Origin of the sequence: Pantoea sp. LS15 (genome assembly GCF_012241585.1) — a bacterium.
GTDB lineage: Bacteria > Pseudomonadota > Gammaproteobacteria > Enterobacterales > Enterobacteriaceae > Enterobacter.
Map to the genome: position 1 here is coordinate 99,828 of NZ_JAAVXA010000008.1, position 23,511 is coordinate 123,338.

The window sequence follows — 23,511 nt, forward strand, 5'->3', positions numbered from 1 at the left end:
GAGTTCTTCCATGTTCAAAACATCTTCACCATTTTCACTTGCCTCGCGTCGCAACCTGCTGCGTACACTGGGATTGATGCTGGCATTTTTGCTGCTGTTTTCGCTGTCTGAAATCATCATCCTGATGAAGGATCACGTTTATCAGCCAAAAGCCGGAGATATTTCGCTTTATCTGATTATCTCCCTGCTCGCTGCAGTCAGTGCGCGTTTCTTCCTGACCCGCCTGCTGCTGGCGGTGACGTTTATTGTTCAGATTTCGGAAGCGGTTTATTACCAGTTTTACGGTCAGTTTTATGGCCCGAGTGAAGTCTGGCTGGCATTCGTTGAAACCAAAGACATTGCCAGCGGCATCACTGACAGCCTGGGTTCGCTTGGCATCTACTTCGCCATTATGGTTGTGGCTGTGGTGTTTGCGCTGGTCTTTACCCGCCGTCTGGCACCTCAGTGGCACAAATGGCTGGCGATTCCTTGCCTGCTAGCCATTGTGGTGATGTTTGTTGGCCAGTTCTATAAGGCGGTCGACGGGCAGATGTACAAATTCAACCCGGACCTTCGCCACTCGCTGCTGCGTAACGGCCTGTCCGCAATGAGCTTCAGCGCGATTCGTTTAATCCCGGAAGCCATGTCCGGTGAAAACCAGAATCTGACCCACTACGATCCTTATCAGGTCAAACCGATTGAGGGGACGAAAGTGGGTAAATATTCCATCATTCTGGCCATTGGCGAGAGCCTTAACCCACACCACGTTAGTGCACTGGGCTACGAACGTGATACCACACCTGAACTAAAAGCTCTGTTGCAGCAGTATCATGGAACGGGTCGTCTGATTGTCTCCAACGCGGTATCGACACGTGTTGCCATCCCAATGCTGGTAAACAACCTTCGTGAGCCAGATAACTACGGGGCCTACAAATCCAAATCCACCAATATCTTCGCTAACGCGAAGAAACAGGGTTATCAGACTGCGTTTATCTCCGCACAGGGATTGGAAGGGTTGAGCAACTGGATTGGTATCCACGATATCGATCTGTGGGAAGATACCCAGATCCGCCCTGCGCCGGACGTCGGTGCTGACGTTGTTCTGACCCCCTCCGTTGAGAAAGCAACGCTGGACTGGAACAAACCGTTTCTGATGGTTCTCAACAGCCGCGCTCCTCATATTCCGTACGAGCGTAACATCCCGCAGGGTTTTGCTAAATTCTCTACGCCGCGTCTGAGCGATGACATTGCTCAAAAGAAAAATGAATATGACGATGCCGTCCGTCTGTACGACAAAGAGCTGGCATCCGCCATCCGTACAGCAATGGCAAAATCCAAGCTGCCGGTCCTGGTATTTATCACTTCTGACCACGGTGAACGCGTGGGCGATAACGGTCTGTTTGGTCACTCCGTGGTGGAAATGCCTATTGCACAGGTGCCATTCCTGTACTTCAGTAATGATCCGTCTTACGCCATGAAAGACATCAGCCCGCAAATACCATTGAATCATTACCAGGTGGCAACACTGATCAACAAAATGCTGGGCTATGCGGTCAGCAATCCTAACCAGAAAGATGACAGCTTCTTCATTACTGGCGGCGACATCCGTGGTCTGTCGGAGCGAGTCACCTACCATCTGAACGAGCTTCCTGACGCGGAGCGTTAATCAGCAGGACGATAAACGGGCAAGCAATTGCCCGTTTTTTTATCTGCAAATGAACGTAACGCAGGCAAATGGACACCTAAAAACACCAAAGAGATAGCTTTAGACGGACCAAATGCTTAGAATTTGCCCGCCGAAACTAAAAAAACGGATAATCGCTTGGAATTGTTGTATACCGCCCTGCTCTACATCATTCAGCCACTGGTGTGGCTGAGACTGTTGCTTCGTAGCCGTAAAGCACCTGCGTATCGTAAACGCTGGGCTGAGCGCTATGGCTTCTGCCGCAATAAAGTCGCGCCGGACGGTATTTTGCTGCATTCCGTTTCTGTCGGCGAAACGCTGGCGGCTATTCCGCTGGTACGCGCCCTGCGCCATCGTTATCCCTCTTTGCCGATCACCGTCACCACCATGACCCCAACCGGTTCTGAGCGTGTGATGTCCGCATTTGGCAAAGACGTGCATCACGTCTATCTGCCCTACGACCTGCCCTGCGCCATGAACCGTTTCCTCGAAACTGTTCGCCCAAAGCTTGTGATCGTGATGGAAACCGAGCTGTGGCCAAACATGATTTCCGCCCTGCATGCCCGTAAAATTCCGCTGGTGATTGCCAATGCGCGCCTGTCAGAGCGCTCGGCGAAAGGGTACGGCAAGCTGGGCAAATTTATGCGCCGCCTGCTCAGCCAGATCACGCTGATTGCCGCGCAAAATGAAGAAGACGCCGCACGCTTTGTCTCTCTTGGTCTCAAACGCAACCAGCTTGCGGTAACCGGTAGTCTGAAATTCGATATTTCGGTCACACCTGAACTCGCTGCCCGTGCGGTGACGCTGCGCCGCCAGTGGGCACCGCGTCGTCAGGTCTGGATTGCGACCAGTACTCACGACGGCGAAGAAGCGATCATCCTGCAAGCACACCGTAAACTGCTGGAAAAATTCCCGGATTTACTGCTCATTCTGGTGCCTCGTCATCCGGAACGTTTCAAAGACGCCCGCGAGATGGTGCAGAAAGGCGGTTTCAGTTTCACCCTGCGTAGCAGCGGTGAGATCCCTTCAAGCAGCACCCAGGTGGTGATTGGCGATACGATGGGCGAACTGATGCTGCTGTACGGCATTGCCGACCTCGCCTTTGTTGGCGGTAGTCTGGTCGAGCGCGGTGGTCATAACCCGCTGGAACCGGCGGCACATGCGATTCCGGTGCTGATGGGGCCGCATACATTTAATTTCAAAGATATCTGCGCTAAATTGCAGCAAGCCGATGGTTTAATTACCGTGACCGATGCGGACTCGGTGGTCAAAGAGGTCTCGACCTTACTGACCGACGAAGATTACCGTCTGTGGTACGGTCGCCATGCCGTCGAAGTGCTGCATCAGAACCAGGGCGCACTCACCCGTCTGTTGCAACTTCTTCAACCTTATCTGCCTCAGCGGAGCCACTAATGTCTCAGCGTCTGTCGGTCGTGATGATCGCCAAAAACGCCGCCGACCTGCTTCCCGATTGCCTGGCCTCAGTCGCCTGGGCCGACGAAATTGTCCTCCTAGATTCAGGCAGTGAGGACAACACGGCAGACATAGCCCGTGCTGCAGGTGTTAAGGTGTACATCAATACGGACTGGCAGGGCTATGGCATCCAGCGCCAGCGTGCGCAGGAGTATGCCACCGGCGATTATGTCCTGATGCTCGATACCGACGAGCGCATCACGCCAGAACTTCAGCAGGCGATTCAGAGCGTGCTCTCTGCGCCGCAGCCAGGTGCGGTGTACAGCATCGCACGTCGTAACTACTTTCTCGGCCGGTTTATGCGCCACAGCGGCTGGTACCCTGACCGTGTGATGCGCCTGTACGAGCGCCAGCGTTATCAATACAACGATAACCTGGTGCATGAATCCCTGGCGTGCGATAACGCGACTGTCGTTCCTCTGACGGGCGATCTCTTGCACCTGACCTGCCGCGACTTCTCCAGCTTCCAGCGCAAACAACTCAACTATGCCACTGCATGGGCGCAGGAGCGTCATCAGCGCGGCAAGAAGGCCACGTTGACCGGTATCTTGACCCACACGCTGGGCGCGTTCCTGAAAACGCTCCTGCTACGTGGTGGTGTGCTGGATGGTAAACAGGGCTGGTTACTGGCGGTGGTGAATGCCCAGTATACTTTCAACAAATACACCGAGCTGTGGGCGCTTAGCCGCGGCTACTCAGAGAAAACGTGAGCCATGAGCACAAGAGCGATTTATCCGGGTACCTTTGATCCGATCACTAACGGTCATCTTGATATCATCACCCGTGCGGCGAGTATGTTCGACAAGGTGATTCTGGCGATAGCAGCCAGCCCCAGCAAGAAACCAATGTTTGATCTCAACGAACGTGTGGCGCTCGCCAGCGATGCGGTCTCTCATCTGTCGAACGTTGAGGTGGTGGGCTTCAGTGACCTGATGGCTAATTTCGCCCGCGCCCAGCAGGCTAATATCCTGATCCGCGGCTTACGCGCAGTAGCAGATTTTGAGTACGAGATGCAGCTGGCGCACATGAACCGCCACCTGATGCCGGAGCTGGAAAGCGTGTTTCTGATGCCTTCCAAAGAGTGGTCATTTATCTCTTCCACGCTGGTGAAAGAAGTTGCACGTCATCACGGTGATGTGACCCATTTCCTGCCGGTTAACGTCCATCAGGCGTTGATGGAAAAGTTAAAATAGCCCTATTTCTGGCACTGACGGCAATAAAACGTAGCGCGCTGAGCGTGCTTCGTTGCGATAATCGGCGTTCCGCACACGCGACATGGCTCACCTTTACGGCCATACACCTGTAGTTCCTGAGCAAAATACCCCGGCTTACCGTCACTCTGCAGGAAATCCTTCAGCGTTGTTCCACCCTGCTCAATGGAACGCAGCAATACCGCTTTAATCACCCTCACCAGCAGCTCACACTCTTGCGCCGACAGTGAAGAGGCCAACCGATCAGGATGGATCCCGGCAGCAAACAGTGATTCACTGGCATAGATATTCCCCACGCCAACCACCAGTTTGTTATCCATCAGCCAGGGTTTAATCGGGGTCTTCTTCTTCGCACACTTCTCTTTCAGGTATTCCGCATTAAACGCCTCTGAGAGGGGTTCTGGCCCCAGATGTGCCAGCACACTGTGACCTTCAAGCTCTTTAGCCCACAACCATGCGCCAAAGCGTCTTGGGTCAGTGTAACGCAGCACTTTGCCGTTGCTCATTACCAGATCGACGTGGTCGTGCTTTTCCGCTGGCAGTTCTTCAGTGAGGATACGCAGGCTCCCGGACATTCCCAGATGGATAATGATCCAACCGTCGGGCAGCTCCAGCAGCAAATACTTAGCGCGGCGCTGGACGCTGAGGATCGGTTTGTCGCTTAACGCATGGATCTCATCGGAAACCGGCCAGCGGAGACGCCCATTACGGACAACCGCATGAAGAATAGTCGCACCGACCAGATGCGGCTCAATACCGCGGCGGCTGGTCTCTACCTCTGGTAATTCTGGCATGGTTCCTCCGTTGAGATACAGAATGCAAAAAACCCCGCAGTTGCGGGGTTTTTCAATACAAGGAGACTAAAATTATTTGATTTTAGCTTCTTTGTACAGTACGTGCTGGCGTACAACTGGATCGAATTTTTTCAGTTCCAGTTTTTCCGGCTTAGTACGTTTGTTCTTCGTGGTGGTGTAGAAGTGACCTGTACCAGCAGAAGAAACCAGCTTGATTTTCTCGCGAATACCTTTAGCCATGATTTATTTCCTCTTTAAGTACTTAGTACTTTTCGCCACGGGCACGCAGTTCAGACAGAACTGTATCGATGCCTTTCTTATCAATTACACGCATACCTTTAGCAGATACACGCAGGGTGACAAAACGCTTCTCGCTCTCAACCCAGAAACGGTGAGAGTGCAGGTTCGGCAGGAAACGGCGTTTAGTCGCGTTCAGTGCGTGGGAACGGTTGTTACCGGTCACCGGACGCTTGCCAGTAACTTGGCAGACTCGGGACATGTCTATTCTCCAAAAATCAAATTAGCTCGAGCTTCGTATGGGGTATCGGCGCCTCGTCAGGCTTTACAGCCCGGTCATCGCATAGTTCTAAGTGAACTCTCGATTGCCAGGCCCAAATGCCAAACCCGAGATTCTCAAAGGTGGCGTAGTATACGCTGACTCGGCGGTGTGCTCAAGTCCCGAACAGACAAAGATCCCGATGGATCGCGAGAAATGGCCTAAATCCAGCCATGTTCTGCAAAAGAAATGTACTCTCCGCGGCCAATTATCAGATGGTCCAGCACACGAATGTCCATGAATTGGCAGCATTTGATAATGCGTTCGGTGATTTCTTTGTCAGCTTTGCTCGGTTGTGCACAGCCAGAGGGGTGATTATGCGCGAGGATCACGCCGGCTGCATTCACTTTTATCGCTTCCCGCACAATTTCACGCGGATGTACCTCTACGTGGCTCAATGTGCCCGAAAAGAGGCGGCTATGTTTCAGCACTCGATTTCGGTTGTCGAGAAAGATCACCATAAAGATCTCGCGTTCGACATCTGTTAGCTGGCTTTGCAGGAATTCGCGCGTCATCGCAGGCGTAAGGATCAGGTCTTCCTTCTCCATACGGACATTGTAAAAACGGCGGGCAAGTTCGGCAATGCCCCTCAATTGGGTGTATTTCGCCACGCCGATCCCCTCGACATGCTTAAACTGGGCCAGATCGGCAGTCAACAAGTCATACAGTGAACCAAAATGTCCTATCAGCTCTTTTGCCAGCGTAAACACCGTTTTTCCGGACGTCCCGGTACGTAAAAAGAGCGCCAGGAGTTCATCATCTTTTAACAGGGTCACACCATAGCGCAGCAGTTTTTCGCGCGGCAGCAGCTCATCCTCTTCTTCCATGCTCTTTCTCCCTTTTTCCCCTCATGCTGCCACAAGCCAACCAGGCGCTCGACGGCGACGTTGCAATCTTGCGTAACGCCTCGCAAAGTGTCCGAAGGACAAAATCACCCCGTATTAGGGATTGTGATAAAATGCCCGCTCTCTGGTGAACCCCAACAGGAAAGAATCATGATGAGCCTGGCCGGTAAAAAAATCGTTCTTGGCGTGAGCGGCGGTATTGCTGCTTATAAAGCGCCGGAGCTGGTGCGTCGTCTGCGTGATCGCGGGGCCGATGTGCGGGTCGCGATCACTGAAGGCGGTAAAGCCTTTATCACTCCATTGAGTCTGCAGGCCGTTTCAGGATACCCGGTATCTGACAGCCTGCTTGATCCGGCCGCCGAAGCCGCGATGGGACATATTGAGCTTGGGAAATGGGCTGACCTGGTTATTCTTGCCCCTGCCACAGCGGATTTAATCGCTCGTGTGGCGGCCGGAATGGCAAATGACCTGGTCTCAACCATTTGCCTGGCCACGCCTGCCCCCGTCGCTGTCGTACCCGCGATGAACCAGCAGATGTATCGCAATGCCGCCACCCAGCACAATCTGGAGACGCTGGCCGCTCGTGGCCTGTTAATTTGGGGGCCGGATAGCGGCAGTCAGGCCTGTGGCGATATCGGCCCAGGGCGTATGCTCGACCCACTGACTATCGTTGATATGGCTGCAGCCCATTTTTCCCCTGTCAACGATCTGCAACATCTCAATATCATGATTACCGCGGGCCCAACGCGTGAACCGCTGGATCCGGTGCGTTACATCACTAACCACAGCTCCGGTAAAATGGGCTTTGCGATTGCGGCAGCGGCGGCTAAGCGCGGTGCGAACGTTACGCTGGTGAGCGGCCCGGTCTCATTACCTACACCGCCGTTTGTTCAGCGCATTGATGTGACTACCGCGCTGGAAATGGAAGCCGCAGTACAAGCACATGCGCAAAACCAACAGATTTTTATCGGCTGTGCGGCCGTCGCAGATTATCGCGCCGAGACCATCGCCGAGGCTAAAATCAAAAAGCAAGGTGATGAATTAACAATAAAAATGGTGAAAAACCCGGATATCGTTGCCGGTGTCGCCGCACTAAAAAGCCATCGACCTTACGTTGTTGGGTTTGCCGCAGAAACAAATAATGTGGAAGAATATGCCCGGCAAAAACGTACCCGCAAAAACCTCGATTTGATTTGCGCGAACGACGTATCGCTGGCCACGCAAGGATTTAACAGCGACAGCAACGCACTGCACCTTTTCTGGCAGGATGGAGATAAAGTCTTACCGCTTGAGCGCAAGGAACTCCTGGGCCAACAATTACTGGACGAGATCGTTACCCGTTATGATGAAAAAAATCGACGTTAAGATTCTGGACCCGCGTGTTGGCGAGCAATTTCCGCTGCCAACCTATGCCACCTCCGGCTCTGCCGGACTTGACCTGCGAGCCTGTCTCGATGACGCCGTAGAACTGGCTCCGGGTGCCACTACTCTGATCCCGACGGGTCTGGCGATCCACATTGCTGACCCATCACTCGCCGCAGTGATCCTGCCACGTTCTGGCTTGGGCCATAAGCATGGCGTTGTGCTGGGTAACCTGGTCGGCCTGATCGACTCCGACTACCAGGGTCAGCTGATGGTTTCCGTCTGGAACCGTGGTCAGGACGGCTTCACTATTGAACCTGGTGAGCGTATCGCGCAGATGGTCTTCGTACCTGTGGTACAGGCAGAATTTAACCTGGTGGCAGACTTTGACGCCACCGACCGTGGCGAAGGCGGCTTCGGCCATTCCGGGCGTAAATAATCGCCCAATAAATACGCGTCCCACAGCGCCATAATGCAATAACAAACCGCAAACCTCAGTTTGCGGTCGCTGTGTGGATGCCAGCCTGGCAAGTGCTTATTTTCAGGGGTATTTTGTAACATGGCAGAAAAACAAACCGCGAAAAGGAATCGTCGCGAAGAAATACTTCAATCTCTGGCTCTGATGCTTGAATCCAGCGATGGCAGTCAACGCATCACCACCGCGAAACTGGCCGCTTCTGTAGGCGTGTCTGAGGCGGCGCTGTATCGTCATTTTCCCAGCAAAACCCGAATGTTCGACAGTCTGATCGAGTTTATCGAAGACAGCCTGATCACACGCATCAACCTGATTCTGAAAGACGAAAAAGACACCACCGCGCGTCTGCGTCTGATTGTGCTGTTAATCCTGGGCTTTGGTGAACGCAATCCGGGCTTAACCCGTATCCTGACCGGTCATGCCCTGATGTTTGAGCAGGACAGACTGCAGGGCCGCATTAACCAGCTTTTCGAGCGTATTGAAGCGCAACTGCGCCAGGTTCTGCGCGAGAAGAAAATGCGTGAAGGGGAAGGTTACAACACGGATGAGACGCTGCTGGCAAGCCAGATTCTGGCGTTTTGTGAAGGGATGCTCTCCCGCTTTGTACGTAGCGAATTCAAATACCGTCCAACGGACGATTTTGACGCCCGTTGGCCGTTAGTGGCTGCCCAGTTGCAGTAACGCCGTAGGCCCGGTAAGCGTAGCGCTTCCGGGCAATAACATTACACGCCAAACTCTTCGCGATATGCGCGTACCGCTGCCAGATGGTCCGCCATTTCAGGCTTCTCTTCCAGATACGCAATCAACTCTTTCAGGGTGATAATTGACGTCACTTTACAGTTGTAATCGCGCTCCACCTCCTGAATTGCAGAGATATCACCGCGACCACGTTCCTGACGATCCAGAGAAATCAGCACGCCTGCAAGCGTCGCACCATTGGCCTGGATAATTTCCATAGATTCACGAATTGCTGTACCTGCGGTGATTACATCGTCGACCAGCATCACGCGGCCCTGCAGCGCGCTGCCGACCAGATTCCCACCTTCACCGTGGGTTTTGGCCTCTTTGCGGTTAAAACAGTATGGCACGTCACGGTCATGATGTTCTGCCAGTGCCACCGCGGTGGTGGTCGCAATCGGAATGCCTTTGTAGGCCGGGCCAAACAGCAGGTCAAAATCAATCCCGGAATCCACCAGCGCTTCGGCATAGAAACGGCCTAACAATGCCAGATCGCGCCCGGTATTAAACAGCCCGGCGTTGAAGAAATAGGGACTCTTACGCCCGGATTTCAGCGTAAATTCGCCAAACTTAAGTACCTGCTTGTTAAGCGCAAACTCAATAAACTGGCGCTGATACGATTTCATGGATTCGCTCCTTTGTCTTTTCTGTCTTACAGGCAAAAAAAAGGCGACTCATCAGTCGCCTTTAAAATCAATTTTCTAACGCCGCCTTCTGCGTCGTTACGATAGATTCGATTCCCCCTCGGGCCAGAGCCAGCAAGGTAAGAAGTTCTTCATGGGTGAATGGTTCACCTTCTGCAGTGCCCTGCACTTCAATGATGCGACCGTCTTCGGTCATCACCACGTTCATGTCCGTCTCGGCAGCGGAGTCTTCCACGTATTCCAGATCGCAAAGCGCTTCACCGTTAACGATGCCCACGGAAACGGCTGCAACCATCCCTTTCATTGGGTTGGTTTTCAGCTTACCGGCTGCAACCAGTTTATTCAGGGCATCGGCTAGCGCCACACACGCGCCAGTAATCGACGCCGTACGCGTACCGCCATCTGCCTGAATCACGTCGCAGTCAAGAGTAATGGTGTATTCACCGAGGGTTTTCAGGTCAACGGCAGCGCGCAGCGCACGCGCGATCAGACGCTGAATCTCCATGGTACGGCCACCCTGTTTACCCTTTGCCGCTTCGCGGGCATTACGGGTATGGGTCGCACGCGGCAGCATGCCGTATTCAGCCGTGATCCAGCCCTGACCCTGACCTTTCAGAAAGCGCGGAACACCTTCTTCAATAGATGCAGTACACAGTACTTTGGTGTCACCAAACTCAACCAGCACGGAGCCTTCAGCGTGTTTTGTATAGTTACGGGTCAGGGTGACGGGACGCACCTGATTGGCGCTACGACCTGCTGGACGCATGATGAATTCTCCGGCTTGAAACGAATGTGGCTGCGCATTATACGGATAAAGGACGCTTATTCCTATCCTGAGAAGCCCCCGAAAGCTATAATCCCCCCATCTCTCCTTTAAAAACGGGAATATCTATGATCCGCAGTATGACCGCCTACGCCCGGCGTGAAATCAAGGGTAGCTGGGGTAGCGCTACCTGGGAAATGCGCTCGGTAAACCAGCGCTATCTGGAAACCTATTTCCGTATGCCGGAGCAGTTCCGCAGCCTTGAGCCAGTCGTACGTGAGCGTATTCGTACGCGTCTGACGCGCGGTAAAGTGGAATGTAACCTGCGTTTTGAGCCTGATGCCAGCGCGCAGGGCGAACTGATCCTCAACGAAAAACTGGCAAAACAGCTCGTTAATGCAGCGAACTGGGTCAAAATGCAGAGCGACGAAGGCGAAATCAACCCGGTTGATATTCTGCGCTGGCCAGGCGTCATGGCCGCCGGTGAGCAGGATCTGGATGCGATTGCCGCTGAAATTCTCAGTGCCCTCGACAGCACTCTGGATGACTTTATCGTTGCCCGCGAAACCGAAGGTCAGGCACTGAAGGCGATGATTGAGCAGCGTCTTGAAGGCGTTAGCACTGAAGTGGCGAAAGTGCGCACCCATATGCCAGAAGTGCTGCAATGGCAGCGCGAGCGCCTGGTCGCCAAACTGGAAGAAGCCGAAGTTCAGCTTGAAAATAACCGTCTGGAACAAGAGCTGGTGCTGATGGCACAGCGTGTTGACGTAGCCGAAGAGCTGGATCGTCTTGAAGCGCACGTCAAAGAGACCTACAACATCCTGAAGAAGAAAGAAGCTGTAGGGCGCCGTCTCGACTTTATGATGCAGGAGTTCAACCGCGAGTCGAACACCCTGGCATCTAAGTCAATCAATGCCGAGGTAACCAACTCAGCGATTGAACTTAAGGTTCTGATTGAGCAAATGCGCGAGCAGATCCAGAATATCGAGTAACGAATTTAAAGATATGCTTTCTAATTAATGGCCCCATGCAGGGGCCATTTTTTTAGTTGAATATTCCAGCTACATAAAGAGCTACATATCGCATTAGAACATAAGAATTCACACATTAATTTTGATATACTCCCAGTAGTTTTAAGTAGAACTAATGTTAACGACCAGGAAAAGTGAATGGCAAACATCAACTTAACATTAGAGGAAAGCAAAAGCCTCGTTGTTGACCGTGACTTCCGCCAGGATATCAACCTGCTGCGTGGAATTGCCATTCTCTCCGTAGTGCTTTACCATTTCGCGCCCACTTTACTTCCTGGTGGATTTATTGGTGTAGACGTCTTTTTTGTTATCTCTGGCTTCCTGATGACAAAAATTATTGCTACAAGTCTCGAAAAGCGCTCATTCAATCTAATACAATTTTATGCTGCACGTTCTAAACGTATAATTCCAGCATTACTGATATTGTGCCTTGTATTATCATTGGTTACCTTATTTTGGCTTCCAACCAACGAATATAGAAAACTAGGTAATTATATTGGCTATACTGTTCTTTTTATTTCCAATATAAAACTAAAAAAAGAGTCTGGAGATTATTTTGCTACCGACTCGCATGAAAACTGGTTCTTACATACCTGGTCACTCTCAGTTGAATGGCAGTTTTACCTGGTATTACCCTTCATTATTATGGCGTTATACCCGTTCAGAAAAAAAGTGAACACTGGGTTATGTCTATTATTGCTTACGCTAGGTGCTTTCTGGTTCAGTATGAATACATCGGTTAGTGCGGCTACCCGGTTTTATCTGATGCCATATCGTGCCTGGGAGATGCTTTGCGGCAGCCTCATCTGGTATAGTGCAAATCGTTATGTGCTCTCCCGAACGATGCGCACAATAATGGCCCTGCTGGGATATGGCCTCATCACAGGTTCTATTTTCTTTATCAGTGCTGAACATGACTGGCCAGGCGGAATCACCATACTGCCCATCATAGGTACAATGCTGGTTATTTACAGCAATAATGCTTCATTGATTAGCCTTGCTGACCGCAACCTGCGCTGGATTGGCTTAAGTTCCTATTCAATTTATTTGTGGCACTGGCCAATTGCCGTATATCTAACTTATTCCGAACATCAACACAACGGGCTCTGGGTGGTCAGCGCCATTGCCCTCTCTTTTTTACTGGGATGGGTTTCATGGGTACTCATCGAACAACCAGCCAAAAACTTTTTGAACCAACGTGCGGTTGCTTCATTCTGGATAATACTGTTTACCTGTGTCGGGGGGGCATGGGGATATAGCCATCTGGTCAAGAACGAGATTATTGTCAGCCACCCTAATGCGCAGGTCGACCGGATAGCAGCTGAAGCGAACAATAAAAACTATTCTGCTAACCCAAAAACACATATGAGTTATTACGGTACCGGGGAACCTGCTGTCATCATTATCGGCGACAGCCACGCCGAAGCAACAGCAACAGCACTCGCAGAAGCAGCTAAAGAGCGCGGTTCAGTTGTGGGGATAACCTATTCAGGCTGCCCCACTCTCGCAAATGCCAATCTGCTGGGTAGCAATCACTGTGGAAAATTTAACCGATCTCTGAGTAAAAAATTGCAAGCATACCCGGCGAATGTCCCGGTAGTGATTGTGAACCGCCTGACTCACTATGCTGAAAATAAGCTGGTAACATTCGAAACTGGCCCACAGGACAACAAAGACTATTTGCAGCATTACCAGGCATCCATCGTTGAGATGGCCTGTACGCTTAATCGCGATCACCCAGTGGTTCTGGTCAACCCTGTTCCGGAAATGGAGGTGAATGTTCCCCGCACACTTTCCCATCGCTTAATGACGTCTAAAAAAACGCAAGATATTTCCATCCCTCTGGTAGAGTATCAAAAGCGAAATAGTGCAATTCTGCAAGCGCAATCTCAGGCAGCAAAAAACTGTGGCGTCAGGGTTCTGGATCCCACACCTTACCTGTGCAAAGCTGGACATTGCATAGGCAGTAAGAACCTGGAACCCCAGTATTTCGACGATAACCATCTCAGCGAGACGGGAAATAAAGCGCTTGTGCCAATGTTTAAGCAGATTTTTGCTGACGATGCGCATTCGACATGAGTAAAACTAATGCGAAATATTAACGAATAACACCATAAAATCCGCAATTTCGATATTTATGGATTATATAAAATAAGTCTTACCTACTCAGACAAGAAAAACTAAATCGTGATCGGCGACACAAAACGCTACCCTGTTGCCCTTAATGCTGGGGGGAATAGATGCTGCTACATATCCTTTATCTCATCGGGATCACTGCCGAAGCCATGACAGGCGCACTCGCCGCCGGACGTCGCCGGATGGACACCTTCGGCGTGATCATTATCGCCACTGCGACTGCGTTGGGCGGCGGTTCTGTACGCGATATCCTGCTTGGTCATTATCCACTCGGTTGGGTTAAACACCCTGAGTACGTGATTATCGTGGCGACGGCTGCAGTATTAACTACCATTGTTGCCCCCGTTATGCCTCATCTACGCCGCTTGTTCCTGGTGCTTGATGCGCTGGGGCTGATCGTCTTTTCGATCATCGGTGCACAAATCGCGCTCGATATGGGTGAAGGGCCAGTGATCGCCACCATTGCCGCGGTGGTCACGGGTGTATTCGGAGGTGTGCTGCGCGATATGTTCTGCAAACGTATTCCTCTGGTCTTTCAAAAAGAGCTGTATGCAGGCATATCCTTTGCTGCAGCAGTGCTCTATATCGCCCTGCAGCATTATGTTTCTAATCATGATGTGGTGGTCATCTCCACACTGCTGTTCGGCTTTACAGCGCGAATGCTGGCGCTGCGGCTGAAACTTGGGCTGCCTGTTTTTCACTACAAACACAGCGCTCATTGATGTCAAAATCCCTTGATGTGCTGCTCCGCTAGCCACTTTGCCAGCACATCAACCTGAAGCGCGTGCATCCAGTTAACGATTTGCCGCGCTTTCTCCTCTCCCGTCCCCGGCAAGGACTGCCAGTCCTTTTCGTTACGCGCACTCATCTTCTGCCAGGACATGTCCCCCATAGCCTTCAGCGAAGTCTGTGTCAGCGGCACACCCAACGCCATAAGCCAGCGAATAAAAGGTTGCTCACGTACCAGATTAAAGCGATGCCAGAGCGCTAACCCACGTGCTGCGGAAAACCCCGGCGTAGACTGCAGCTGCGCCTGAGTTAACAACAGCCATGAGAAGAGATGTTCAAAATGATGTGCCTGCCAGAGTGCCCGCCAACCTGACTCTCCCAGCCCTTCAATGTTAAATACCTGCTTTGAACTGAGCCACGTCAACCGGGCAAAGAACTGTTCCATACACTCCGGCGAGGCATAAAAACAGCTCATTGAATGATAACGCGAGGGCGGAGGAACTGGTTTTTGTCGGTCCGCCCCTCGCCAGACGACCTTATCAAAGCGCGGGATACCCTGGCCGGCCAGGCTTACCTGTATCTGATCGCCCGGGGCGATATCCAGCCTCTGCCAACGACCGACCGAGCCCAGGTTCACTCGCTGCACCTGTTTATCATCCAGTTGCACGGGTTCCAGGGCAGCCACGACGGAAATTTTGCCCGTTCGCCCTACGGTAAAACGAATATCACTGACCTCTGTTACTTGTGTTGCAGGAGAATATTTCCATGCGACGACCCAGCTCCCTTCCCCAGGCAACCAATTTTCACCCTGGGGAGAATCTGCGGATCGCACCACAATGCCATCCGTGGCAAAGGGTAATGCCATGTTTTGCCAGGTTGAACGCTGTTTCTCGACGGCTTCTACAGTCTCAACTGGCAAGGTATAGCGTGCCGTAAGAGGAAACCCTGCACTGGAAAGTTCAGACAACATGCTTTGCATATCTTTGGGTCCATCCGGCCAGGCCCAGATAAATATTCCTGTCTGTTTCAGAATCGCGTTGTCCTTTTGCCGTATCATCGCACCCGCCACTTTTGCGCGCGCATTCACTCCCCCCATCTGTTGTTGAATGTGGTTTTCGCGCAACCAAAAAAGCTCCCCTTGCAGAACACTGTTTGCCAGCGCACCCGACACGTCTTTAGGGACTGACGGGATTAAACGCACTTGTGCAGTCCAGTCCTCACCTTTAAGGCCATTACCACGACTGATGGCCTGAGTTAACTTTCCGTCACGATAGACCAGCGTCACCGCCACACCGTCGACTTTTGGCTGCATCCAGAGATTGTGCCGGGCATGCATCCACATGCGAAGCGCCTCTTTACTGGCCACTTTATGAACCCCCGTATGGGCGACAGGATGTTTGATATTTCCCGTCAGGGCAGGAATGGTGGCGTCCAGTGATTCACTGCCAAAACAGTGCTGCCACTGTTTTAACCGGCCGCTAAGCTGGTCGTACACCTCGTCATTGACCTCACTAACGCCCTGTTTCCAGTAGGTATCATCCCAGCGTTTGATTTGCGCACTTAAGGACGCAATTTCTTTCTCTGCTTTTGCCTGCGACCACACCGGGCACACCGCAACCCCATAGCCACACCACAACAGCATTAACCCGCTTATCCATCGCCACATCGCTACCCCTCCTTTGCCTTGCAGGAGGTATACCCGGATGCCTGAAACAACGCTAACGTCAACGTTTCACAATGCGGGACGCTATCCGGTATTTCTTTTGGTTGCTGAAAACCACAGATAAAACCTGAAAATGGCACGCAAAATTCAATATTCGAGGGGAAAAAGTGTGACAAAGGCTACGTCACAGAGCGGTGACGTGTATAATAAGCCCGTATGTAGGACTTCTTCGCTAACACATACAAAAGACTCTCATGGCTCAAGGCACGCTTTATATTGTTTCTGCCCCTAGTGGCGCGGGTAAATCCAGCCTTATTCAGGCACTGTTAAAAACCCAACCGTTGTACGACACACAGGTTTCTGTTTCTCACACCACGCGAGCGCCGCGTCCGGGTGAAGTGCACGGTGAACACTATTTCTTTGTGAATCACGACGAATTCAGAGCGATGATTGGCAGAGACGCGTTTCTTGAACACGCAGAAGTGTTCGGTAACTACTATGGCACCTCGCGTGAAACCATTGAGCAGGTTCTGGCAACAGGCGTAAATGTGTTCCTGGATATCGACTGGCAGGGCGCACAACAGATTCGCAAGAAGATGCCGGACTCACGCAGCATCTTTATTTTACCGCCATCGAAAGATGAGCTGGATCGCCGCCTGCGCGGTCGTGGCCAGGACAGCGAAGAAGTGATCGCCAAGCGTATGGAACAGGCAGTTGCAGAAATGAGCCATTACGCGGAATATGATTACCTTATTGTGAATGATGATTTTGATGCCGCGCTAAGCGATCTCAAAACCATTCTTCGCGCAGAACGTCTGCGTATGAGCCGCCAGAAGCAGCGACATGACGCATTAATCACCAAACTGTTGGCAGACTGAACCCACTTTCAGTATCATGCCCAGTCATTTCTTCACCTGTGGAGCATTTTAAGTATGGCACGCGTAACTGTTCAGGACGCTGTAGAGAAAATTGGTAACCGTTTTGACCTGGTGCTGGTCGCCGCGCGTCGCGCTCGTCAGATGCAGGTAGGCGGTAAAGATCCGCTGGTACCGGAAGAAAACGATAAAACTACCGTTATCGCACTTCGCGAAATCGAAGAAGGTCTGATTAACAACCAGATCCTCGACGTGCGTGAGCGCCAGGAGCAGCAAGAGCAGGAAGCCGCAGAACTGCAGGCCGTAACCGCTATTGCTGAAGGTCGTCGTTAATTAAACCTGCGGGTCGCCCTTGTATCTGTTTGAAAGCCTGAATCAACTGATTCAAACCTACCTGCCTGAAGACCAGATTAAGCGTCTTCAGCAGGCGTATCTCGTTGCACGTGACGCTCACGAGGGCCAGACACGTTCAAGCGGTGAACCCTATATCACGCACCCGGTAGCGGTAGCCTGTATTCTGGCCGAGATGAAACTCGACTATGAAACACTGATGGCCGCTCTGCTGCACGACGTGATTGAAGATACCCCTGCCACTTACCAGGACATGGAACAGCTGTTTGGCAAAAGCGTTGCCGAACTGGTGGAAGGGGTCTCTAAGCTTGATAAGCTGAATTTCCGCGACAAGAAAGAGGCGCAAGCCGAAAACTTCCGCAAGATGATTATGGCGATGGTGCAGGATATCCGCGTCATTCTCATCAAACTCGCTGACCGTACCCACAATATGCGCACGCTGGGCTCACTTCGCCCGGATAAACGTCGCCGCATTGCCCGTGAAACCCTCGAAATCTACAGTCCACTGGCGCACCGTTTAGGTATCCATCACATTAAAACCGAGCTGGAAGAGCTGGGTTTTGAAGCGTTGTACCCGAACCGCTATCGTGTGATTAAAGAGGTGGTGAAAGCCGCACGCGGTAACCGTAAAGAGATGATTCAAAAGATCCTCTCGGAAATTGAAGGACGTTTACAGGAAGCGGGAATTCCGTGCCGCGTCAGCGGTCGTGAAAAACATCTGTACTCCATCTACTGCAAAATGGTGCTCAAAGAGCAGCGTTTTCACTCGATTATGGATATCTACGCGTTCCGCGTGATCGTCCACGACTCTGATACCTGCTATCGCGTGCTGGGGCAGATGCACAGCCTCTACAAACCGCGTCCGGGGCGCATGAAAGATTACATCGCCATTCCAAAAGCGAACGGCTATCAATCTTTGCATACCTCGATGATCGGTCCACACGGTGTACCTGTCGAAGTGCAGATCCGCACCGAAGATATGGACCAGATGGCAGAAATGGGTGTGGCCGCACACTGGGCGTATAAAGAGCACGGCGGTGAAAGCAGCACGACCGCTCAAATCCGCGCCCAGCGCTGGATGCAGAGCCTGCTGGAACTTCAGCAGAGTGCGGGCAGCTCGTTTGAATTTATCGAGAGCGTTAAATCCGATCTCTTCCCGGATGAGATTTACGTTTTCACCCCAGAAGGTCGCATTGTCGAACTGCCTGCTGGGGCAACACCGGTCGACTTCGCTTACGCAGTGCATACCGATATCGGGCACGCCTGCGTGGGTGCACGCGTCGACAGACAGCCTTACCCGCTGTCTCAGCCGCTCTCCAGTGGCCAGACGGTGGAAATTATTACCGCGCCGGGTGCACGTCCGAACGCGGCCTGGCTGAACTTTGTCGTGAGTTCTAAAGCACGCGCCAAAATTCGTCAGTTACTGAAAAACCTCAAGCGCGATGATTCCGTCAGTCTGGGACGTCGTCTGCTCAACCACGCATTGGGTGGCAGTCGTAAGCTGGCTGAGATCCCGCAAGAGAACATTCAGCGTGAGCTGGAGCGCATGAAACTCGCCTCGCTTGATGACCTGCTGGCAGAGATCGGCCTCGGTAACGCCATGAGTGTAGTGGTAGCGAAAAACCTGCAACAGGGGGATGCCTCAGTTGCGCAGCCTGCCACGCAAAGCCACGGTCATTTGCCTATCAAAGGCGCAGACGGCGTGCTTATCACTTTCGCAAAATGTTGCCGTCCAATCCCTGGCGACCCGATTATTGCGCACGTCAGCCCAGGTAAAGGGCTGGTGATCCACCATGAATCCTGTCGAAACATCCGCGGCTATCAAAAAGAAGCGGAGAAGTTTATGGCGGTCGAGTGGGATAAAGAGACCGCGCAGGAATTTATCACCGAAATTAAGGTGGATATGTTCAACCACCAGGGTGCCCTGGCGAACCTGACGGCAGCGATTAACACGGCCTCTTCCAACATTCAGAGCCTGAACACGGAAGAAAAAGATGGCCGCGTCTACAGCGCCTTTATTCGTCTGACCGCCCGCGATCGCGTGCATCTGGCGAATATTATGCGCAAGATCCGCGTCATGCCGGACGTGATTAAAGTCACCCGAAACAGAAACTAGTTTTATGAATGCACAACGTTATGCACGTATCTGCGAGATGCTCGCCAGGCGTCAGCCAGACCTGACGGTCTGCATGGAGCAGGTCCATAAACCCCATAACGTTTCTGCCATTGTCCGTACTGCAGACGCCGTCGGCGTGCATGAAGTGCACGCTGTCTGGCCGGGCTCCCGCATGCGAACCATGGTATCTGCCGCTGCAGGCAGTAACAGCTGGGTTTCTGTCAAACACCACCAGACCATAGGCGAAGCCGTAACCCACCTGAAAGGGCGCGGTATGCAGGTACTTGCCACTAACCTGTCCGCTAAGGCCGTAGATTTCCGCGAGATCGACTACACCCGTCCGACCTGTATTTTGATGGGTCAGGAGAAAACCGGGATCACTCAGGAAGCCCTGGATCTGGCGGATCAGGACATTATCATTCCGATGACCGGTATGGTTCAGTCCCTCAATGTTTCAGTGGCCTCCGCGCTTATTCTTTATGAAGCGCAGCGCCAGCGTCAGAATGCCGGGATGTACAAACGCAGCAACAGTATGCTGCCGGAAGATGAACAGCAGCGCCTGCTGTTCGAAGGTGGTTATCCGGTGCTGGCTCGCGTTGCGAAGCAGAAAAAATTGCCTTACCCCCACGTCAACGCGCAGGGCGAAATTGAAGCCGATGCCGAGTGGTGGGCCACCATGCAGTACGCCGGTTAACCGATGAAAGGCCGCCTGCTGGATGCTATCCCGCTCAATAGCCTGACGGGCGTGGGCGCGGCGCAAAGCAGTAAACTGGCTAAAATAGGCCTGCACACGGTGCAGGATCTCCTGCTCCACCTCCCTCTGCGTTACGAAGACCGCACCCAGTTGTACAAAATTGGTGATCTGCTCCCTGCCATTTATGCCACCGTTGAAGGTGAAGTCCTGAACTGCAATATCACCTTTGGTGGACGCCGGATGATGACCTGTCAGATCAGCGACGGCACCGGCATTCTCACCATGCGCTTTTTCAACTTCAGCGCGGCAATGAAAAACAGCCTGGCGACAGGTCGCAGAGTGCTGGCCTATGGCGAAGCCAAACGCGGAAAATACGGCGCAGAGATGATCCACCCGGAATACCGCGTACAGGGCGATCTCAGCACACCGGAGATGCAGGAAACACTTACCCCGGTTTACCCGACCACCGAAGGCATCAAGCAGGCGACGCTGCGTAAACTCACCGATCAGGCTCTGGAACTGCTGGATACCTGCGCCATTACCGAGCTTCTGCCGCCAGAACTGGCGCAGGGTATGATGAGCCTGTCCGAAGCACTGCGAACCCTTCACCGTCCACCGCCATCGCTACAGCTCAGCGATTTAGAAAGTGGCAAACACCCCGCCCAACGGCGTCTTATCCTTGAGGAATTACTGGCACATAACCTGAGCATGCTGGCGCTTCGCGCGGGTGCGCAACGTTTCCATGCCCAGCCCTTAAGCCTGCGTGATGAGCTCAAAGATAAGCTGCTGGCCTCGCTGCCGTTTAAACCCACCGGTGCGCAGGCGCGCGTCACCGCCGAGATCGAACGGGATATGGCGCTTGATGTGCCGATGATGCGCCTGGTGCAGGGTGATGTAGGTTCCGGTAAAACACTGGTTGCCGCCCTGGCAGCCCTGCGTGCCATTGCCCACGGCAAACAGGTGGCGCTGATGGCACCGACGGAACTGCTGGCCGAACAGCACGCCAACAATTTCCGCGCCTGGTTTGCGCCGCTGGGCATTGAGGTGGGCTGGCTTGCCGGGAAGCAAAAAGGCAAAGCCCGCCTTGCACAACAGGATGCAATTGCCAGCGGTCAGGTACAAATGATTGTTGGCACACATGCCATCTTCCAGGAACAGGTACAGTTTAACGGCCTGGCGCTGGTGATTATCGACGAGCAGCACCGCTTTGGTGTGCATCAGCGTCTGGCGCTGTGGGAAAAAGGGCTGCAACAGGGCTTCCACCCGCATCAGCTGATCATGACCGCGACACCGATCCCCCGCACCCTGGCGATGACCGCCTACGCCGATCTGGATACCTCCACCATCGACGAGTTGCCGCCGGGTCGTACGCCAGTCACAACGGTCGCCATTCCTGACACGCGTCGCAGCGATATTATTGACCGCGTACGCAACGCCTGCACTCACGAAGGGCGTCAGGCGTACTGGGTCTGCACGTTGATTGAAGAGTCTGAACTGCTGGAAGCGCAGGCTGCAGAAGCGACGTGGGAAGAGCTGAAACTGGCACTGCCAGAGTTAAACGTTGGTCTGGTTCACGGACGGATGAAACCCGCGGAGAAACAGGCGGTGATGCAGTCGTTCAAACAGGGGGAGCTGCATTTACTGGTTGCTACGACGGTCATTGAAGTAGGCGTCGATGTGCCAAACTCCAGCCTGATGATCATCGAAAACCCGGAGCGTCTGGGGCTTGCCCAACTCCACCAGTTGCGCGGACGTGTTGGTCGTGGTGCGGTGGCGTCCCACTGCGTACTGCTCTACAAAGCACCGCTCTCGAAAACTGCACAGATGCGTTTGCAGGTGCTGCGCGACAGCAACGACGGTTTTGTAATTGCGCAAAAAGACCTTGAGATACGTGGCCCGGGGGAACTTTTGGGCACACGGCAGACAGGGAATGCTGAATTCAAAGTGGCGGATTTGTTGCGCGATCAGGCTATGATCCCCGAAGTTCAACGCCTGGCCCGCCATATTCATGAACGCTACCCCGAACAGGCGGCAGCGTTAATAGAGCGCTGGATGCCGGAAACCGAACGTTATTCCAACGCCTGACCTTAGGCAAACATCGGCAGCATCAGGTACAGCTTAATCACCAGCGCGTTGACGATATCAATAAAGAACGCACCGACCATTGGTACCACCAGAAACGCCATATGCGATGGGCCAAACCGTTCAGTGATCGCCTGCATGTTGGCAATAGCCGTTGGGGTTGCCCCCAGACCAAACCCGCAGTGACCCGCTGCCAGCACCGCCGCATCGTAGTTTTTGCCCATCATGCGCCAGGTGACAAACATCGCATACAACGCCATAAACAGTGCCTGCACTGCCAGAATGGCTACCATCGGCAGCGCCAGCGAGGCCAGTTCCCACAGTTTGAGGCTCATCAGCGCCATCGCGAGGAACAGCGACAGACAGACGTTGCCCAGCACTGAAACTGCACGTTCGAACACACGATAAAACCCCATCAGCGCCAGACCGTTGCTCAGGATCACCCCGATAAACAGCACACAGACAAACGTCGGCAGTTCAAACGCGGAACCTGCCAGCCATTGCGCAACCACCTTGCCCACCGTCAGGCAGATGGCAATCATCGCGATGGTCTCAATCAGCACCAGTGAAGTAATGCTGCGCCCGACATCCGGTTTTTCGAACGCAGTAGGCACCAACTCATCGTCCGGTCTGCCGTCTGGTGTGGTGGAATGCTTTACCAGATAACGCGCCACCGGGCCGCCAATCAGGCCACCCAGCACCAGGCCAAAGGTCGCACAGGCCATCGCCACTTCAGTGGCATTTTCAAAGCCATAGCGCTCGATAAACAGCTTGCTCCACGCCGCACCGGTACCGTGCCCCCCGGACAACGTAATTGACCCGGCCAGCAACCCCATCAGCGGATCCAGGCCCAGCAGTGTTGCCATCCCGATGCCGATGGCGTTTTGCATCAGCAACAACCCCACCACCACTATCAGAAATACGCCGAGCACTTTACCGCCCGCCCGCAGGCTCGCGAGGTTGGCATTCAGGCCGATGGTGGCAAAAAAAGCCAGCATCAGAGGTTCTTTCAGAGACATATCAAAATCAATTTCCCAGCCCATGCTTTTTTTCAGCACCAGCAGGGCCAGCGCCACCAGCAGGCCACCGGCGACAGGTTCGGGAATGGTGTATTTCTTCAGAAGGGAAACACTGTGTACCAGCTTACGGCCAAGCAGTAAGACCAGCGTTGCGGCAACAAGGGTCGACAACGTATCGAGATGAATCATAGAAGGCTCCTGTATTGCGCGTGTTCCATACACACGCGGCGTTATCCTGGGCCGGTTTGCGCTCTTCATGAGCCACCGGCGCAAAAAGTGTAATTTTTTTTC

The 23,511-nt window shown here is 53.0% G+C and carries 23 protein-coding genes; 15 read left to right on the plus strand and 8 right to left on the minus strand.

From position 1 onward, the window contains the following. The first annotated feature begins 10 nt into the window (after positions 1-10). The 4 genes from HED65_RS13630 to coaD all read left to right on the plus strand — a co-directional run bounded on the left by HED65_RS13630 (position 11) and on the right by coaD (position 4,329). Positions 11-1,645, plus strand: a complete 1,635-nt coding sequence (locus tag HED65_RS13630) for a sulfatase-like hydrolase/transferase (RefSeq protein ID WP_114978978.1) — start codon at positions 11-13, stop codon at positions 1,643-1,645. A gap of 156 nt (positions 1,646-1,801) precedes the next feature. Continuing rightward, positions 1,802-3,076 carry a lipid IV(A) 3-deoxy-D-manno-octulosonic acid transferase gene (waaA, locus tag HED65_RS13635; protein ID WP_028017861.1) on the plus strand — a complete coding sequence of 425 codons (1,275 nt, stop codon included), beginning with the start codon at positions 1,802-1,804 and terminating at the stop codon, positions 3,074-3,076. Further along, entirely contained in the window at positions 3,076-3,846 is a 771-nt protein-coding gene (locus tag HED65_RS13640; protein ID WP_114978979.1) for a glycosyltransferase family 2 protein, read from the plus strand. The genes waaA and HED65_RS13640 overlap by 1 nt, the downstream gene beginning before the upstream one ends. Before the next feature lie 3 nt (positions 3,847-3,849). Then, positions 3,850-4,329, plus strand: coding sequence for a pantetheine-phosphate adenylyltransferase (coaD, locus tag HED65_RS13645; RefSeq protein ID WP_114978980.1), 480 nt, complete (start codon positions 3,850-3,852; stop codon positions 4,327-4,329). 2 nt (positions 4,330-4,331) lie between these two features. On the opposite strand, the gene mutM is transcribed toward coaD, so the two are convergent. From mutM to radC, 4 genes are all read right to left on the minus strand, one after another. Next, a complete protein-coding gene (gene mutM / locus HED65_RS13650) occupies positions 4,332-5,141 on the minus strand; it encodes a bifunctional DNA-formamidopyrimidine glycosylase/DNA-(apurinic or apyrimidinic site) lyase (protein ID WP_114978981.1) in 810 nt (269 codons plus the stop codon). 72 nt (positions 5,142-5,213) lie between these two features. Then, a complete protein-coding gene (gene rpmG, locus HED65_RS13655) occupies positions 5,214-5,381 on the minus strand; it encodes a 50S ribosomal protein L33 (protein ID WP_003024094.1) in 168 nt (55 codons plus the stop codon). Between the two features lie 22 nt (positions 5,382-5,403). Further along, the gene (rpmB, locus tag HED65_RS13660) at positions 5,404-5,640 is read right to left on the minus strand and encodes a 50S ribosomal protein L28 (protein WP_002436699.1); all 237 of its coding nucleotides are present in this window, start codon (positions 5,638-5,640) and stop codon (positions 5,404-5,406) included. A gap of 218 nt (positions 5,641-5,858) precedes the next feature. Further along, complete coding sequence (gene radC / locus HED65_RS13665) at positions 5,859-6,524, minus strand: RadC family protein (RefSeq protein WP_114978982.1); 666 nt, start codon at positions 6,522-6,524, stop codon at positions 5,859-5,861. 171 nt (positions 6,525-6,695) lie between these two features. Between radC and coaBC the strand changes: the two genes are divergently transcribed. The 3 genes from coaBC to slmA all read left to right on the plus strand — a co-directional run bounded on the left by coaBC (position 6,696) and on the right by slmA (position 9,060). Then, a complete protein-coding gene (gene coaBC, locus HED65_RS13670) occupies positions 6,696-7,907 on the plus strand; it encodes a bifunctional phosphopantothenoylcysteine decarboxylase/phosphopantothenate--cysteine ligase CoaBC (protein WP_114979057.1) in 1,212 nt (403 codons plus the stop codon). Beyond that, positions 7,885-8,343, plus strand: a complete 459-nt coding sequence (dut, locus tag HED65_RS13675; protein WP_168112399.1) for a dUTP diphosphatase — start codon at positions 7,885-7,887, stop codon at positions 8,341-8,343. The genes coaBC and dut overlap by 23 nt, the downstream gene beginning before the upstream one ends. A gap of 120 nt (positions 8,344-8,463) precedes the next feature. After that, on the plus strand, positions 8,464-9,060 hold the full coding sequence (slmA, locus tag HED65_RS13680; RefSeq protein ID WP_028017855.1) for a nucleoid occlusion factor SlmA: 597 nt from the start codon (positions 8,464-8,466) through the stop codon (positions 9,058-9,060). A 41-nt stretch (positions 9,061-9,101) separates the two neighbouring features. Here the strand turns inward: slmA and pyrE are convergent, their stop codons facing one another. Further along, entirely contained in the window at positions 9,102-9,743 is a 642-nt protein-coding gene (gene pyrE / locus HED65_RS13685) for an orotate phosphoribosyltransferase (protein ID WP_114978984.1), read from the minus strand. Between the two features lie 67 nt (positions 9,744-9,810). Continuing rightward, positions 9,811-10,527: a ribonuclease PH gene (rph, locus tag HED65_RS13690; RefSeq protein ID WP_028017853.1), complete on the minus strand. Its 717-nt coding sequence runs from the start codon at positions 10,525-10,527 to the stop codon at positions 9,811-9,813. A 125-nt stretch (positions 10,528-10,652) separates the two neighbouring features. On the opposite strand from rph, the gene HED65_RS13695 reads away from it, so the two are divergent. From HED65_RS13695 to HED65_RS13705, 3 genes are all read left to right on the plus strand, one after another. Further along, positions 10,653-11,516: a YicC/YloC family endoribonuclease gene (locus HED65_RS13695; protein ID WP_028017852.1), complete on the plus strand. Its 864-nt coding sequence runs from the start codon at positions 10,653-10,655 to the stop codon at positions 11,514-11,516. A gap of 177 nt (positions 11,517-11,693) precedes the next feature. Beyond that, positions 11,694-13,634, plus strand: coding sequence for an acyltransferase family protein (locus tag HED65_RS13700; RefSeq protein ID WP_114978985.1), 1,941 nt, complete (start codon positions 11,694-11,696; stop codon positions 13,632-13,634). Between the two features lie 161 nt (positions 13,635-13,795). Next, positions 13,796-14,413, plus strand: a complete 618-nt coding sequence (locus HED65_RS13705) for a trimeric intracellular cation channel family protein (RefSeq protein ID WP_023334014.1) — start codon at positions 13,796-13,798, stop codon at positions 14,411-14,413. Between the two features lie 2 nt (positions 14,414-14,415). Here HED65_RS13705 and ligB read toward each other — a convergent pair whose 3' ends face one another. Beyond that, the gene (gene ligB / locus HED65_RS13710) at positions 14,416-16,086 is read right to left on the minus strand and encodes an NAD-dependent DNA ligase LigB (protein ID WP_114978986.1); all 1,671 of its coding nucleotides are present in this window, start codon (positions 16,084-16,086) and stop codon (positions 14,416-14,418) included. A gap of 251 nt (positions 16,087-16,337) precedes the next feature. On the opposite strand from ligB, the gene gmk reads away from it, so the two are divergent. Genes gmk through recG form a run of 5 tightly spaced genes read left to right on the plus strand, consistent with a single transcriptional unit; the run spans position 16,338 to position 22,204 of the window. After that, positions 16,338-16,961, plus strand: coding sequence for a guanylate kinase (gmk, locus tag HED65_RS13715; RefSeq protein WP_028017843.1), 624 nt, complete (start codon positions 16,338-16,340; stop codon positions 16,959-16,961). 54 nt (positions 16,962-17,015) lie between these two features. Next, on the plus strand, positions 17,016-17,291 hold the full coding sequence (gene rpoZ, locus HED65_RS13720) for a DNA-directed RNA polymerase subunit omega (RefSeq protein ID WP_000135058.1): 276 nt from the start codon (positions 17,016-17,018) through the stop codon (positions 17,289-17,291). A 19-nt stretch (positions 17,292-17,310) separates the two neighbouring features. Next, positions 17,311-19,425, plus strand: a complete 2,115-nt coding sequence (spoT, locus tag HED65_RS13725; protein ID WP_028017842.1) for a bifunctional GTP diphosphokinase/guanosine-3',5'-bis pyrophosphate 3'-pyrophosphohydrolase — start codon at positions 17,311-17,313, stop codon at positions 19,423-19,425. 4 nt (positions 19,426-19,429) lie between these two features. Beyond that, positions 19,430-20,119 carry a tRNA (guanosine(18)-2'-O)-methyltransferase TrmH gene (gene trmH / locus HED65_RS13730; RefSeq protein WP_114978987.1) on the plus strand — a complete coding sequence of 230 codons (690 nt, stop codon included), beginning with the start codon at positions 19,430-19,432 and terminating at the stop codon, positions 20,117-20,119. 3 nt (positions 20,120-20,122) lie between these two features. Beyond that, the gene (gene recG / locus HED65_RS13735; protein ID WP_114978988.1) at positions 20,123-22,204 is read left to right on the plus strand and encodes an ATP-dependent DNA helicase RecG; all 2,082 of its coding nucleotides are present in this window, start codon (positions 20,123-20,125) and stop codon (positions 22,202-22,204) included. 2 nt (positions 22,205-22,206) lie between these two features. Here the strand turns inward: recG and gltS are convergent, their stop codons facing one another. After that, positions 22,207-23,409: a sodium/glutamate symporter gene (gene gltS, locus HED65_RS13740; RefSeq protein ID WP_114978989.1), complete on the minus strand. Its 1,203-nt coding sequence runs from the start codon at positions 23,407-23,409 to the stop codon at positions 22,207-22,209. Between the last annotated feature and the right edge of the window lie 102 nt (positions 23,410-23,511).